The sequence below is a fragment of the Leifsonia shinshuensis genome (assembly GCF_013410375.1).
Taxonomy (GTDB): Bacteria; Actinomycetota; Actinomycetes; order Actinomycetales; family Microbacteriaceae; genus Leifsonia; species Leifsonia shinshuensis.
Window position 1 is genome coordinate 2,358,805 of sequence record NZ_JACCFL010000001.1, and the last position, 14,139, is coordinate 2,372,943.

Annotated in this window: 12 protein-coding genes; 6 read left to right on the top strand and 6 right to left on the bottom strand. The window is 72.5% G+C overall.

Annotation, left to right across the window (positions count from 1 at the left end; genetic code table 11):
* Window positions 1–33 precede the first annotated feature (33 nt).
* Complete coding sequence (locus HNR13_RS11455; RefSeq protein ID WP_179605871.1) at window positions 34–1,449, bottom strand: aspartate aminotransferase family protein; 1,416 nt, start codon at window positions 1,447–1,449, stop codon at window positions 34–36.
* A 2-nt stretch (window positions 1,450–1,451) separates the two neighbouring features.
* Window positions 1,452–1,934 (bottom strand): Lrp/AsnC family transcriptional regulator, encoded by a 483-nt coding sequence (locus HNR13_RS11460; RefSeq protein WP_179605872.1) that lies wholly within the window; start codon window positions 1,932–1,934, stop codon window positions 1,452–1,454.
* 89 nt (window positions 1,935–2,023) lie between these two features.
* Here HNR13_RS11460 and HNR13_RS11465 point away from each other — a divergent pair, with 89 nt between their 5' ends.
* Window positions 2,024–3,481: a gamma-aminobutyraldehyde dehydrogenase gene (locus tag HNR13_RS11465; RefSeq protein ID WP_382312953.1), complete on the top strand. Its 1,458-nt coding sequence runs from the start codon at window positions 2,024–2,026 to the stop codon at window positions 3,479–3,481.
* A gap of 3 nt (window positions 3,482–3,484) precedes the next feature.
* On the opposite strand, the gene HNR13_RS11470 is transcribed toward HNR13_RS11465, so the two are convergent.
* Window positions 3,485–4,864 carry an MFS transporter gene (locus HNR13_RS11470; RefSeq protein WP_179605873.1) on the bottom strand — a complete coding sequence of 460 codons (1,380 nt, stop codon included), beginning with the start codon at window positions 4,862–4,864 and terminating at the stop codon, window positions 3,485–3,487.
* 125 nt (window positions 4,865–4,989) lie between these two features.
* Between HNR13_RS11470 and HNR13_RS11475 the strand changes: the two genes are divergently transcribed.
* On the top strand, window positions 4,990–6,537 hold the full coding sequence (locus tag HNR13_RS11475; RefSeq protein WP_179605874.1) for an APC family permease: 1,548 nt from the start codon (window positions 4,990–4,992) through the stop codon (window positions 6,535–6,537).
* Window positions 6,538–6,625: 88 nt separating this feature from the next.
* Here HNR13_RS11475 and HNR13_RS11480 read toward each other — a convergent pair whose 3' ends face one another.
* Genes HNR13_RS11480 through HNR13_RS11490 form a run of 3 tightly spaced genes read right to left on the bottom strand, consistent with a single transcriptional unit; the run spans window position 6,626 to window position 10,376 of the window.
* Window positions 6,626–8,032 carry an aldehyde dehydrogenase family protein gene (locus HNR13_RS11480; protein ID WP_179605875.1) on the bottom strand — a complete coding sequence of 469 codons (1,407 nt, stop codon included), beginning with the start codon at window positions 8,030–8,032 and terminating at the stop codon, window positions 6,626–6,628.
* Complete coding sequence (locus HNR13_RS11485) at window positions 8,032–9,213, bottom strand: acyl-CoA dehydrogenase family protein (RefSeq protein ID WP_179605876.1); 1,182 nt, start codon at window positions 9,211–9,213, stop codon at window positions 8,032–8,034. The genes HNR13_RS11480 and HNR13_RS11485 overlap by 1 nt, the downstream gene beginning before the upstream one ends.
* Entirely contained in the window at window positions 9,210–10,376 is a 1,167-nt protein-coding gene (locus HNR13_RS11490) for a CaiB/BaiF CoA transferase family protein (RefSeq protein ID WP_179605877.1), read from the bottom strand. Before HNR13_RS11490 ends, HNR13_RS11485 begins: the two co-directional genes overlap by 4 nt.
* A gap of 85 nt (window positions 10,377–10,461) precedes the next feature.
* Between HNR13_RS11490 and HNR13_RS11495 the strand changes: the two genes are divergently transcribed.
* From HNR13_RS11495 to HNR13_RS11510, 4 genes are all read left to right on the top strand, one after another.
* Window positions 10,462–11,247, top strand: a complete 786-nt coding sequence (locus HNR13_RS11495; RefSeq protein ID WP_179605878.1) for a GntR family transcriptional regulator — start codon at window positions 10,462–10,464, stop codon at window positions 11,245–11,247.
* The gene (locus tag HNR13_RS11500; RefSeq protein ID WP_179605879.1) at window positions 11,240–11,959 is read left to right on the top strand and encodes a cache domain-containing protein; all 720 of its coding nucleotides are present in this window, start codon (window positions 11,240–11,242) and stop codon (window positions 11,957–11,959) included. The genes HNR13_RS11495 and HNR13_RS11500 overlap by 8 nt, the downstream gene beginning before the upstream one ends.
* Window positions 11,960–12,030: 71 nt before the next feature.
* Window positions 12,031–13,281, top strand: coding sequence for an FHA domain-containing protein (locus HNR13_RS11505; protein ID WP_179605880.1), 1,251 nt, complete (start codon window positions 12,031–12,033; stop codon window positions 13,279–13,281).
* A complete protein-coding gene (locus tag HNR13_RS11510; RefSeq protein ID WP_179605881.1) occupies window positions 13,278–14,114 on the top strand; it encodes a protein phosphatase 2C domain-containing protein in 837 nt (278 codons plus the stop codon). Before HNR13_RS11505 ends, HNR13_RS11510 begins: the two co-directional genes overlap by 4 nt.
* Window positions 14,115–14,139 lie beyond the last annotated feature (25 nt).

Here is a 14,139-nt window from a genome sequence, read left to right on the forward strand (position 1 = left end):
GTGCGGTGCGCGGGCTCGTTCCGGTGGTGCGGTTTACAGGTGGTTGGTCGCCTCGGTGAGCACCGACTCCAGGATCTGCCGGATCTCCACGAACTCGTCCGGGCCGATGGTGAGCGGCGGGGCGAGCTGGACGACGGGGTCGCCCCGGTCGTCGGCGCGGCAGTACAGGCCGGCGTCGAACAGCGCCTTGGAGAGGAAGCCGCGCAGCAGGCGCTCCGACTCGTCGTCGTTGAACGTCTCCTTGGTGGCCTTGTCCTTCACCAGCTCGATGCCGAAGAAGTAGCCGTCGCCGCGGACGTCGCCCACGATCGGGAGGTCGAGCAGCTTCTCGAGCTCCGCGCGGAACAGCGGCGAGTTCTCCCGGACGCGCTCGTTGAGACGCTCCTCCTCGAAGATGTCGAGGTTGGCCAGAGCCACGGCGGAGGACACCGGGTGCCCGCCGAACGTGTAGCCGTGGTAGAACGACGTGTTGCCGTGCTTGAAGGGCTCGTAGACCCTGTCGCTGATGATCGTCGCGCCGATGGGGGAGTACCCGGAGGTCATGCCCTTGGCGCAGGTGATCATGTCCGGCACGTAGCCGTACTGGTCGCAGGCGAACATGTGGCCGATGCGGCCGAAGGCGCAGATGACCTCGTCGCTGACCATGAGCACGTCGTACTTGTCGCAGATCTCGCGCACCCGCTGGAAGTAGCCGGGAGGCGGCGGGAAGCAGCCGCCGGAGTTCTGCACCGGCTCGAGGAAGATCGCGGCGACGGTCTCCGGACCCTCGAACTGGATCATCTCCTCGATGCGGTTCGCCGCCCAGACGCCGAAGGCCTCGACGTCGTCGGTCGGCGCGCCCATCTCGCCGGCGCGGTAGAAGTTGGTGTTCGGGACGCGGAACCCGCCGGGGGTCAGCGGCTCGAACATCTCCTTCATGGCCGGGATGCCGGTGATCGCCAGCGCGCCCTGCGGGGTGCCGTGGTAGGCGACGGCGCGGGAGAGCACCTTGTGCTTGGTCGGGCGGCCCTGCAGCTTCCAGTAGTACTTGGCCAGCTTGAACGCGGTCTCGACGGCTTCGCCGCCGCCGGTCGAGAAGAAGACGCGGTTGAGGTCGCCCGGCGCGTAGTGCGCGAGGCGGTCCGCGAGCTCGATCGCGTTCGGGTGGGCGTAGGACCAGATCGGGAAGAAGGCGAGCTGCTCCGCCTGCTTCGCGGCCACCTCGGCGAGACGCTTGCGACCGTGGCCGGCGTTCACGACGAACAACCCGGAGAGCCCGTCGATGTAGCGCTTGCCGTGGTCGTCCCAGATGTGGTGGCCCTCGCCGCGGGTGATGATGGGGACGCCGTGGCCCTCCTCCATCACCGACTGGCGTGCGAAGTGCATCCAGAGATGGTCGCGTGCCTTCGCCTGCAGGTCTGCCTCATCGGGTGTGATGGGCTCGCCGAACGTTTCAACGGTTGTCGTCATGGTTATCGCGTTCCCCAGTTGTAGAACTGTTTGTGGAGTTTGAGGTACACGAACGTCTCGGTGGAGAGCACTCCCTCGAGCGTCCGGATCTCGGAGTTGAGCATCGTGATGAGGTCGAGGTCGTTCTCGCACACGACCTCCGCGAGGATGTCGTACGTGCCCGCGGTGAGGACCACGTAGTCCACCGCGGGCATCGCCGCCAGCTTGTCCGCGATCACCAGCGTGTCGCCGGAGACGCGCACGCCGATCATCGCCTGGCGGTAGAAGCCCAGCTGCATCGGGTCGGTCACGGCCACGATCTGCATCACACCCGACTCGGTCAGCTTCTGCACGCGCTGACGCACGGCCGCCTCGCTGAGACCGACGGCTTTGCCGATCTCCGCGTAGGACTTCCGGCCGTCCACCTGCAACTGCTCGATGATCGCCTTGGAGACGTCGTCGATGACCGCAGCCTTCGTGCCGTTCGTTGCCCGAGGGGTACTCATGGAGCGATTCTGTCAGTGGCGAGGCGGTCTAGCAAGCGAATCCGCACATTCCTGCCCGATTCACTGACGAAATCAGTAGACTCCCCGGCATGAGTTCACCGATGAGCACGACAACAGCACCCGAACTGCACAACTTCGTCGCCGGAGCGCGCACCGCCGCGCGCGGGAGCGACAGCATCTCCCTGATCGACCCGGCGACCGAGGACGTGTACGCCACCGCTCCCGTCTCCACCGCCGAGGACGTCGCCGACGCCTACCGGGCGGCCGAGGCCGCCTTCGAGGTCTGGGGGAACACCACCCCCGGCGAGCGCCAGCTCGCGCTGTTCCGCATCGCCGACGCGATGGAGGCGCGCGCCGAGGAGTTCGCCGACGCCGAGTCGCAGGACACCGGCAAGCCGCGCGGCACGCTGGTGGAGGACGAGATCCTGCTGTCGGTCGACCAGATCCGCTTCTTCGCCGGCGCCGCCCGCAACCTGGAGGGCCGCTCGGCGGGCGAGTACATGACGGACCACACCTCGATCATCCGCCGCGAGCCGATCGGCGTCGTCGGCCAGGTGACGCCGTGGAACTACCCGCTCAACATGGCGGTGTGGAAGTTCGCCCCCGCCCTCGCCGCGGGCAACACCACCGTGCTCAAGCCGTCCGACACCACGCCGCTCTCCACGCTGCTGCTTGCGGAGGTCGCCAGCGAGTTCCTGCCCGCCGGCGTGCTCAATGTCGTGCTCGGCGACCGCAGCACCGGTGCGGCGATGATCGACCACCCGACGCCGCAGCTGGTGTCGATCACCGGCTCGGTGCGCGCGGGCATGGAGGTCGCCCGTGCGGCCTCCTACGACCTCAAGCGCGTGCACCTGGAGCTCGGCGGCAAGGCCCCGGTGATCGTGTTCGACGACGCCGACATCGAGAAGGCGGTCGAGGGCATCGTCGCCGCCGGCTACTTCAACGCCGGTCAGGACTGCACCGCGGCGACGCGGCTGCTGGTGCAGGAGGGCGTCCACGACGAGTTCGTCGCGGCACTCGCCCAGTACGCCCGCGCCAACGCCCGCACCGGAGCGCCGCGCGAGGACGGCATCCTCTACGGCCCGCTGAACAACGCCAACCAGCTCGCCCAGGTGAGCGGCTTCGTGGACCGGCTGCCCGACCACGCGAACATCGAGCTCGGCGGTCGCCGTCAGGGCGACCGCGGCTACTTCTGGGAGGCCACGATCGTCTCGGGGCTGCGCCAGGACGACGACGCGGTGCAGAACGAGATCTTCGGGCCGGTGCAGACCGTTCAGAAGTTCACCGACGAGGCCGAGGCGCTGCGCTGGGCGAACGGCGTGCGCTACGGCCTCGCGTCGTCGGTGTGGACGAAGGACCACGGCCGGGCGATGCGCTTCGCCAAGGGCCTCGACTTCGGCTGCGTGTGGATCAACACCCACATCCCGATCGTGGCCGAGATGCCGCACGGCGGCTTCAAGCACTCCGGCTACGGCAAGGACCTGTCGATGTACGGCTTCGAGGACTACACGCGCATCAAGCACGTCATGTCGTACATCGGGGAGTGAGCGTCAGCGCCTGACCGCGACGATGAGGGTGCCGACCGCGAGCAGCGGCAGCACCCAGAGCGACGCGACGACATAGCCGCCCGCCGGGGGCACCAGCGCCCCGGCGGGCGTCGCCGCCGCGAGCAGCAGGCCGGCCAGCGCGCTGCCGATGCTGAAGCCGACGCTGCGGACGATCTGGTTGATCGAGAGCACGCTCGCCGTCTCGGCGGCGGGGACGCCTTCCAGGACGAGCCGCGGCATCACCGCCGAGACGCCGCCGACGCCGAAGCCGAGGACGGTCATGGCCAGCAGCACCGCGGCGAGCGAGCCGGTGCCGACCGCCAGCAGCACGGCGGCCGCGGCGACCGCGGCGGCGGAGAGCGCGAAGACGCCGCGCGCGCCGGTGCGCGGGACCATCCGCGGGGCGACACGTCCCGCGACGAACCCCAGGGCCGAGAACGGGATGAGCGCGGCTCCTGCCGCGACGCCGGGAAGCGCGAACCCGTAGCCGGAGCCGGCCGGGGTCTGCAGGAAGCGGGTGAGCAGGCTGAAGATCAGATACATCCCGACGCCGGAGACGAGCATCGCGGAGTTCGCCCGGAGCACGGCCGGCCTCCCGAGCAGCCGGAGGTCGGCCAGCGGCGCAGGGACGCGCAACTCGACGACCGCCCACGCGGCGAGCACGAGCGCGGAGAGGGCGAGGATGGCCGCGCCGACGATCGGCGGAGTCCAGACCGCGGGCTCCGCCACGACCAGCAGCACGCCCAGCGTCCCGAGGCCGAGCAGCACGGCCCCCGCGATGTCGAGCCGCGGCGTCGGACCGGGGGCGTCGCGCGGGATGCTCCGCCATGCGACCACGAGGGAGGCGACCGAGAGGACCAGTCCGAACGCGTACGCCGCGCGGAGGCCCGCGAGCTGGTCGATGAGTCCGACCAGCGGATAGCCGACGCCGATGCCGACGGTGGACGCCACCGACAGCGCCGCGATGGTGCTCGCCGAGCGCGCCTCCGGCAGCTCGGTCCGGGCGACGCTCATCAGCAGCGCGACGGCGCCGAGGCCGAGCCCCTGGAGCCCGCGTCCGGCGACGAGCACCCCGAACGCCGCGCCGGCGCCGCCCGGCAGCGGGAGCGCCGTGAGGACCCCGCCCAGCACGACGACGGCGAGCGAGCCGAGCAGCGTGACCCGGCGAAGCGGACCGGCGCCGAGCCTGCCGAGCAGCGGCCCGGCGATCGCGCCGGCGAAGAGCGTGACGGTGAGCGTCCACTGAGCGGCCGCGAGCGGCACCCGCAGGGTGGTCGCGACGGAGGTGATCAGCGGGGCGCCCAGGCTCCCGACCACGGCGACGACGAGGGCGACGGCGACGAGCGCGGCGCTGAGCCGCGGCGCGGGCCGGTCGGAGGTCATCGCGGGCAACACTACGCGACACGCCGTCCGGCCCTAAACATCCGTTCCTAGAGGTATGCGGGCCGGGCCTCGGTTACGCTGCCTGCACACACATCGTCGTGTGCGACTGATCCGGAAGGCATTCGATGTCTGCAGAACCCTCGTCCTCGGCCCATCTGGAGGACGGCGAGCACCTCGCCGTCCTCGGGTACGAGGACTCCTTCAACCGGTCCATGACTCTGTGGGCCAACTTCGCTCTCGGCTTCACGTACCTCTCGCCGCTCGTCGGCGTGTACTCGCTGTTCGCGGTCGCGATGGCGACAGGGGGACCGCCCTCCATCTGGTGGATCCTCATCGTCGGAGCCGGCCAGTTCCTGGTCTCGCTCGTCTTCGGCGAGGTCGTCTCGCAGTACCCGATCCACGGCGGCATCTACCCGTGGGCGCGGCGGCTGTGGGGCCGGCGGTACGCGTGGATGGCGGCCTGGGTCTACATCTGGGCGATGATCGTCACCATCACCGCGGTGGCGTCGTACGGCAGCGGCTTCCTCGCGAGCCTGTTCGGCCTCCCCGCCACCAAGGAGGTCACCTTCGGGCTGACCGTGCTGCTGCTGGTGGTGGCGCTCGCGCTGAACTTCACCGGCACGAAGACGCTGGCGACCGTCGCGCGTATCGGACTGTCGGCGGAGCTGATCGGCGTCATCGCCGTCGGCCTCTACCTGCTGATCTTCCAGCGCAAGCACCCGTTCTCGGTGTTCTTCGACACGATGGGCGTGCAGGGCCACGGCTCCTACCTGTTCGCGTTCCTCGGCGCCGCGCTCGCCGGGCTGTTCCTCTTCTACGGCTTCGAGGCGTGCGGCGACGTCGCCGAGGAGGTCGCGAACCCGGCCCGGCGCATCCCGGTCGCCATGATGATGACGATCCTGGTCGGTGGCGTCTCCGCGCTGTTCGCGTTCGGCGGCTACATCCTGGCCGCGCCCGACCTGGCGAAGATCGTCGCGGGCAAAGACGTCGACCCGATCCCGGAGATCCTGCAGTCCGCCCTCGGCGACGTCGGCGCCAAGATCTTCCTCGTGGTCGCGGTCACCGCGTTCCTGTCCTGCGTGCTCAGCCTGCAGGCGGCCGCGAGCCGGCTGCTGTTCTCGTTCGCACGCGACGGGATGATCCCGGCGCACCGCTGGCTGTCGCGGGTGTCGCCGCGCACGAAGGTGCCGGTGAACGCGCTGATCGTGGCGTGCAGCATCCCGGTGCTGATCAGCCTGATCGTCTACCTCGGCCCGGACGGGCTGATCACCCAGGTGACCGCGTTCGCGGTGCTCGGCATCTACGTGGCGTTCCAGTCCGTGGTGCTCGCGTCGCTGCGGCAGCGGCTGAAGGGCTGGCGTCCCGCCGGGCCGTTCTCGCTGGGCCGCGCCGGGCTGGTCGTCAACATCCTGGCGCTGGCGTACGGCATCTTCGCGATGATCCTGCTCGCCTGGCCGACGAGCACGGGCAACTGGTTCAACGACTGGATCGTGCTGATCGGGCTCGGGATCGTCGCGGGAGCCGGGCTGCTGTACCTGTTCCTGGCGCGGCCGGACCGGGCGTCGGACGCCCCGGCGGGCGACGCCATCCGCGTGGCCGAGCTGCTGCGGGCGCGCCGGAACGGCACGACAGCCCCGGCCGCCTCCGCGGAGCCGGCCCCCGCCACCGAGTAACCCCGCTCGCAGACCATCGCTTCCTCACTTCCTACCGCGACACGCCGTTGGCGAGCGGGAGAAAGTGAGGAAGCGATGGCTGCGTTGGTCAGGACTCTCTGCGCGGGATGGCCAGCGGGTTGCCGTCGCGGAGCTCGGGCGGGAGGACGTCCTGCGGGGCGTCCTGGTAGGCGATCGGGGTGAGCCAGCGGCGGATCGCCGTGGCCCCGACCGAGGTGTGGACGCTCGCGGTCGTCGCGGGCCACGCACCGCCGTGGTGCTGCGCCCAGCCGATCGCGACGCCGGTCGGCCAGCCGTCGAAGAGCAGGCGCCCGGCGATCGGGGTCAGCGCGGCCGCGAGTCCCGAGACGTCCTCGCCCGCGGCACGGTGGATCGTCGCGGTGAGGGACGGGCGCAGTGCCGCGATCAGCTCCGGGAGCTCGTCGTCGCGGTACGACACCAGCACGGTGACCGGCCCGAAGTGCTCCTCCAGGAACGCCTCCGGCTCGGCGAGGAGCGCCGCGGCGTCCACGAGGACGACCGCGGGCGTCGACGTGCCCGGCTCGTCCCGGCCGAGCAGCACCGTCGCGGCGTCGTCCGCGCCGAAGGCCTGGACGGCCGAGGCGTAGGCCGCGCTCATCCCGTCGGTGAGCTGCCGGGATGCCGGGGCCGAGCCGAGCGCGGCGGTCACCGCGTCGGCGACGCCCTCGCCGGACGGCACGAGCACCAGTCCCGGCTTGGTGCAGTACTGGCCCGCGTCGCGCGTGAAGGAGCCCACGAGGCCCGCGCCGATCTCGGCCGCGCGCTCGCGAGCGGCGGCGCGGGTGACGACGACGGGGTTGACGCTGCCCAGCTCCCCGTAGAACGGGATGGGGTCGGGCCGCGAGGCCGCGAGGTCGAACAGCGCTCGGCCGCCGCGCTCGGATCCGGTGAACCCGGCCGCGCGCACGGCGGGGTGCTGCACGAGCGCGACGCCCTCGTCCATCCCCTCCACGAGGGCGAACCAGCCCGCGGGCAGCACGCTCTGCGCGAGCTCGGCGGTGTAGCGGGAGAGCCGCGGATGGCCCGGGTGCGCCTTGACGATCACCGGGCAGCCCGCGGCGAGCGCCGACGCCGTGTCGTTGCCGAGCACGGAGAACGCGAACGGGAAGTTCGAGGACGTGTACACGGCCACCGGGCCGATCGGCCGCAGCATCCGCCGGAGGTCGGGGCGCGGCGGGATGAGCGAGGCGTCGGGGGAGTCGAGCGTCGCCTCCAGGTAGCCGCCCTCGCGCGCCACGCCCGCGAAGAAGCGGAGCTGGGCGGCCGTGCGGGTGACCTCGCCGTCCAGGCGCGCCTCCGAGAGGTGGGTCTCCTCGGCGGCGAGCGCGACCAGGGCGGCCCGGTCGGCGTCGAGGGCGTCGGCGAGCGCGTCGAGCCAGCCCGCGCGCTCCTCGCGCGTCCGGGGGAGCAGCGCGGCAGAGGCGGCGGCCGCGGCCGCGGCGTCGACCGACACGGTGGTCGTGACGTCGCCCATCAGAAGGCCGCCAGCCCGGTGAGCGCACGCCCGAGCACGAGGGTGTGGATCTCGTCCGTCCCCTCGTAGGTCCGCACCGACTCCAGGTTCGCCATGTGCCGCATCACCGGGAACGCGTTCGTGATCCCGTCGCCGCCCAGGATGGTGCGGGCCTCGCGTGCGATGGCCAGCGCCTCCCGCACACTGTTGAGCTTGCCGACGCTGATCTGCGTCGGGGTGAGCCTCCCCGCCTCCTTGAGCCGGCCGAGGTGCAGGGCGAGCAGCATCCCCTTCTCGTACTCGACCAGCATGTCGGCGAGCTTCTGCTGGATCAGCTGGGTCGCGCCGATGGGCCGGCCGAACACCTCGCGGGACGTCGCCCGCTCGATCGAGACCTCCAGACAGGAGCGCGCGGCGCCCATCGCGCCCCAGACGATCCCGTACCGCGCCTCGTTCAGGCAGGAGAACGGCCCGGACAGCCCGCGCGCCCCCGGGAGCATCGCCGACGCCGGCAGCCGCACGCCGTCCAGGACGATGTCGCACTGCACCGACGCGCGCATGGACAGCTTGCCGTCGATGGCCGTCGCGGTGAAGCCGGGCGTGCCGGTCGGGACGACGAAGCCGCGCACACCGTCCTCGGTCGCCGCCCACACCACCGCCACATCGGCGAGCGCCGCCAGGCCGATCCAGCGCTTGGCGCCCTCGATCACCCAGTCATCGCCGTCCCGCCGGGCGGTCGTGGTCATCGCGGCCGGGTCGCTGCCGCCCTGCGGCTCGGTGAGCGCGAAGCAGCCGATGCGCTCGCCGCGGGCCATCGGCGGGAGCCACTCGGCCTTCTGCTCGTCGGAGCCGAACTTCGAGATCGCGCTCATTGCTAGCGAGCCCTGCACCGAGACGAAGGTGCGCCAGCCGCTGTCCGCGGCCTCCAGCTCGTGGCAGACCAGGCCGTAGGCGACCGCGCCGGCGCCCGCGCAGCCGGGGTCCTTCAGATGCATGCCGAGGAAGCCGAGCGCTCCGAGCTCCGCGACGAACTCGCGGCGGAAGTGCTTGTCCTCGAAGTCCTGCTCGATGACGGGCGCGATGCGCTCGCGGGCGAATCGGCGGGCGGAGTCGCGCCAGCGCAGCTCCTCCTGGCCGAGCAGGTGGTCGAGGCTGAACGCCTCGTCGAGGGCGGCCGCGGCGGTGGCGGTCTGCGTGGTCATGGCGTGGTCCTTTCCGTGGACGCGGGCACGTCCAGCCAGTGGGGGTCGTGCGCGCCGAGCGGCGGCGGCGGGGTGCGGTGGACGGCGGGCGCCGCGCGCAGCCGGATCGGCGTGGCCGGCTGCCGGGAGACGCGCCCGGTCTCCTGGTCGACGGTCGTCGTGACCGGATCGAGGCCGAGGGAGGCCGCGAACGCGAACGCCTCGCCGACGCTGTTGACGAGTCCGGCCGGCACGCGCGCCTCCGTGAACGCGGCGACCCATCCGGCAGCGGGGCGCGCGGCGAGCGCGGGCTCCAGGGCGGCGCGCAGCTCGGCGCGGTGGCGCACCCGTTCCTCGTTGGTGGCGAACCGCGGGTCGGCGGCGAGGCCGGGCACGCCCAGCACGGTCGCGAACGCGGCGAACTGCCGGTCGTTGCCGACGGCGACCACGAGCTCGCGGTGGGCGGCGCGGAACAGCTCGTACGGCGCGATGCTCGGGTGCGCGTTGCCGAGCCGGCCGGGGGAGCGCCCGGTGGCGAGGGTGCTCGACGCCTGGTTGGTGAGGGCGGCGAGCAGGGAGCCGAGGAGGTCGACGTCGACGCGCGAGCCGAGCCCGGTGCGGTCGCGCTCGCGGAGGGCGAGCAGGATCCCGGACAGCGCGTTCTGGCCGGTCAGCACGTCCACCAGGGCGACGCCCACCTTGCTGGGCTCGCCGTCCGGCGCTCCGGTGATGCTCATGAGGCCGCCGACGGCCTGGACGAGCAGGTCGTAGCCGGGCAGCGCGGCGCCCTCGGCGCGGCCGAACCCGGTGATCGAGCAGTAGACGAGACCGGGGTTCGCCGAGCGCAGGGAGTCCTCGTCCAGGCCGAAGCGCTCCATCACCCCCGGGCGGAAGTTCTCCACCAGCACGTCGGCCGTCTCGGCGAGGCGCCTGGCGGCGGCGAGGCCGTCCGGTGTGCCGAGGTCGCAGACCACGGAGCGCTTGTTCCGGTTGACCGACGCGAAGTACGTGGACTCGCCCGCCTCGTCCACCGGCGGCCGCCAGGACCGGGTGTCGTCGCCCGCCGGGCTCTCGATCTTCACGACGTCGGCGCCGAAGTCGGCGAGCATCATCGTCGCGTACGGACCGGCCAGCACCCGGGAGAAGTCGGCGACGCGCAGGCCGGAGAGGATGCCGTCGGCCATGCTCGCTCCTTCGCTCGGACGGTCGCGTGACGTCCGTCTGCAATTCATCCTATACCGAATGATTGGGTGGGGTTATCGTGGAGGCGTGACCACCTCCACGCGCGATGCTGCCGGAACGACCCGGTCGGCGCCAGGGGCCAGGGACGCCGTCTTCGCGCAGCTCTCCGACACGGGCCGCGCCGAGCAGGTGGCCAGGCGCCTCGCCGACGCGATCGTCCTCGGCGTGCTGACGCCGGGGGAGCGGCTGCCCAGCGAGGCCGAGCTCGCCCGCCGGTTCGGGGTCGCGCTGGTGACCGCGCGCGAGGGCCTCGGGATGCTGCGCGAGGCCGGGCTGGTCGAGACCAGGCGCGGCCGCGACGGCGGCTCCTTCGTCGTGCACCCGGGCGACGGCGACGAGGCGCTGCTCGCCACCCGGCTCCGCGGCTTCTCGCAGGTGGAGCTGAGCGACCTCGCGGTCTACGTGACGGCGATCGCGGCCGGCTGCGCGGATCGCGCGGCCGAGCGCTCCACCCCGGCCGACGACGCCAGGCTGGCGGCGTGGCTGGCGGCCGCCGACTTCACCGGGCCGGCCGCGGCGCGGCGGAACGCGGGCGGGTTCCTGCTGGAGCTCGCCGTGCTCAGCCAGTCCACCCGGCTGGTGCGGGAGCAGATCCGCCTGCAGGCGGAGTTCGGGCCGCTGCTCTGGCTCGGCATGCGCGACGCCGCGCTGCGCGCGGGGGCCGCGACCTCCGCCGGCGTGATCGCGGCCGCGGTCGCCGCCGGCGACGCGGGCGCGGCGCGCGCCGAGGTCAGCGCCCTGCTCACGGGCGTCGCGCGCTGGCTGCTGTCGGCGAAGGCGCGGATCGAGACCGGAGGGACGATCGATGGCTGACAGCGTCGGCACGGACACCGCGGCGGGCGTCGAGGCCGCCGCAGAACGGGTGAGCGCGCTGTTCGCCCGCATCCAGGACGCGCTGGCCGGCTGGCGCGACACCATCCTCGGCGATGAGGACGGCGACGCCCCCGTCTCGGCCGCGGCGGTCGACGCGACCGTGGGCGCCCTGGTGATCCCGCTGCTGCGCGAGGACGACCCGCTGCTCGTCGGCGCCGGCTTCATCGCGGCGCCGGAGTTCACCGGTGGCGACGACCTGCACTTCTCCTGGTGGCTCGGACCGCTGGAGGAGAACCCGGTGTTCGGCTCGACCACCGAGCCCAGCAGGCTGGATCTGGCCTCGCGGTCGTACTCCGACTACCTGCGCGACTTCCGCTCGCTGGAGTGGTACAGCATCCCGCAGACCACGCACCGCACCCACATCACCGGCCCGTACGTGGACCACCTGTGCGCGTGCGACTACATCGTCACGGTCACCTCGCCCGTCGAGCGGGACGACCGGATGATCGGCGTGGTCGGCGTCGACGTCTATGTCAAGCGCCTGGAGCGGGAGCTGCTCCCGGCGATGCTCGCCGCCGGGCGCCCGGTCGTGCTCGTCAACGAGGCGGGGCGCGCGATGGTGTCCACGGACCCCTCGGTGCTCGTCGGCACGGTGGTCGAGCCGGGTGAGGACGCCGTGCGCTGCGCCGGGACGCCGTTCCGCCTGGTCTAACATCGATACGACCGCATACGTCCTGCATCGGGGAGCAGCCCCGGTCCGTCGCCGACCAGGAGGACCCCGAGGTGACTCCCGGCTTCACCCGCTACGCCCCGACCGCCGGGCCCTCGCGCTGGCTGCTGATCGCCGGCCGCCGGTTCGTCGCCTGCGTCGAGAGCACGGTGGCGGACAGCATCGTCGACGCGGTCTGGTGGCTGGCGGACTCCGACCTCGCCACGATCGAGTCGGTGGTCGGCGCGTTCCCGCTGGCCGGCCCGGACAGCGTCCGGTCGTTCGCGGTCGCCGAGCTCGGCGAGCCGAACGCGGCGGGCGAGGTGGTCGTCACCGCGGTGGTGCGCGGATCGGCCGCCCTCGACGTCTACTCCGTCGGCGGCTCGCGCCGCTTCGGGTCGGGCGGCGTCCAGCCCTGGGTGCTGGCCGAGTTCCGCAACGTCACCGGCCTCGCCATCGGCGGCGACGACCTGCCGACGGCGTCCGTGGCCCGGATCGCGATCGGCTCGCTGCCCATCGGGCTGGGCGTGGTGGACGGCGAGCTGCTGAGCTGGTCGAGCACGCCGGTGGAGCGGGTCGACCGCACGCAGGAGCCGGCGCCGCCCGCGGCGGAGGACGCGCAGACCGACCTCGACGAGACGATCATCCGCGAGCGCAACCGCAGCTCCAGCCTGTTCTCCCGGCCCGAGGCCGACGCCTCCGCCTCCGCCCTGGCCGGGCTCGCCGAGTCGCCGGAGGCGGCGCCCGTCGTGCAGCCCGTCCCGGTCGCGCACGAGCTCCCCGGCGCGATCGACATCGAGGAGCCCGGCGTCGCCACCGAGCGCCCTGACCTGGGCGACACGCCCGGAGGCGGCCTGGGGCGGCGACCGGCCGGGGCCGCGTCGGCGCCGGAGACGGACGAGATCCCCGCCGCGGCGCCGCGCTTCGGCGTCCGGGTCGTGCCGGGGGACATGATGGAGCTCGACGTCCCGATCGTCATCGGCCGCCGGCCCGCGCTCCAGCGCGTCGAGTCCGGCGTCACGCCGCGGCTCGTCGCGGTGCAGTCGCCCGAGCAGGAGGTCTCCTCCACGCACCTGCGCATCGAGCGTTCGGGGGACGCCGTGGTCGTCACCGACCTGCGCTCCACGAACGGCACGCGTCTGACACGCCCGGGCAGGGCCGCGGAGCGACTGCGGCCCGGGGAGTCGTCGGTGGTCCTGCCGGGCACGGTTGTGGAGATCGGCGACGGTAATATCATCGAGATCACCGCCCTCCCGGTCGGCGGCGCCGCGGAGCACCCGCTGCCGCAGCCGGAAGCGGACCGTCGAGAAGAAGGACGCGAGTGACCCAGATCGGTCGCACCAACCGGCGCCACACCGTGGTCGTGCCGGGCGGCGCAGACGCGCGCATCAGCCTCTCCTGGGCGGCGCTGTCGGACACCGGCTACCGGCGCAGCGTCAACGAGGACAGCCTGCTGGCGCGCTCGCCCATCTTCGCCGTCGCCGACGGCATGGGCGGCCACACCGCGGGCGACTTCGCCAGCACCGCGGTCGTGACCCGGCTCGCCGAGAAGGTGCGCGCCGACTTCGTCACGGAGGCGTCGCTCACCGAGGCGCTGCGCGACGCGGTGGGGGACATGGGCCGCGGCGTCGGCCAGACCGACCTCGGCACCGGAACGACGGTGACCGGCATCGCGCTCACGCTCGCCGACGGCGCGCCGTACTGGCTGGTGTTCAACATCGGCGACTCGCGCGTCTACAGCTTCCGGGACGGCACCCTGGAGCAGCTGACGGTGGACCACTCGATCGTGCAGGAGCTGCTCGACGCCGGCGCGATCACGCCGGAGGAGGCGGAGGTCCACCCGCACAGCAACGTCATCACGCGCGCGGTCGGGTTCAACGAGGACCCGGTGCCCGACTACTTCCTGTTCCCGATCGTGGCGGGCTCCCGGCTGCTGGTCTGCTCCGACGGCCTCACCAAAGAGCTCACCGAGCACGGCATCCGCTACTACCTCGGCGAGGGCTCGTCCCCGCTGGACGCGGCGCAGCAGCTGATGGACGCCGCGCTCGGCAACGGCGGCCGCGACAATGTGACCGTCGTCGTCGTCGACGTGCTGGCCACTCCGGAGAGCGGCTCGCATCGCGAGGGCTTCCCCCGCCGGGCCGCTCGCCGGCACTGACGCGGACCTCCTGCACAGGAGGGTG

Excerpts from the sequence above, each read along its gene's own strand:
- HNR13_RS11455 (WP_179605871.1), bottom strand. The coding sequence starts at position 1,449 with ATGACGACAACCGTTGAAACGTTCGGCGAGCCCATCACACCCGATGAG.
- HNR13_RS11460 (WP_179605872.1), bottom strand. The coding sequence starts at position 1,934 with ATGAGTACCCCTCGGGCAACGAACGGCACGAAGGCTGCGGTCATCGAC.
- HNR13_RS11465 (WP_382312953.1), top strand. The coding sequence starts at position 2,024 with ATGAGTTCACCGATGAGCACGACAACAGCACCCGAACTGCACAACTTC.
- HNR13_RS11470 (WP_179605873.1), bottom strand. The coding sequence starts at position 4,864 with ATGACCTCCGACCGGCCCGCGCCGCGGCTCAGCGCCGCGCTCGTCGCC.
- HNR13_RS11475 (WP_179605874.1), top strand. The coding sequence starts at position 4,990 with ATGTCTGCAGAACCCTCGTCCTCGGCCCATCTGGAGGACGGCGAGCAC.
- HNR13_RS11480 (WP_179605875.1), bottom strand. The coding sequence starts at position 8,032 with ATGGGCGACGTCACGACCACCGTGTCGGTCGACGCCGCGGCCGCGGCC.
- HNR13_RS11485 (WP_179605876.1), bottom strand. The coding sequence starts at position 9,213 with ATGACCACGCAGACCGCCACCGCCGCGGCCGCCCTCGACGAGGCGTTC.
- HNR13_RS11490 (WP_179605877.1), bottom strand. The coding sequence starts at position 10,376 with ATGGCCGACGGCATCCTCTCCGGCCTGCGCGTCGCCGACTTCTCCCGG.
- HNR13_RS11500 (WP_179605879.1), top strand. The coding sequence starts at position 11,240 with ATGGCTGACAGCGTCGGCACGGACACCGCGGCGGGCGTCGAGGCCGCC.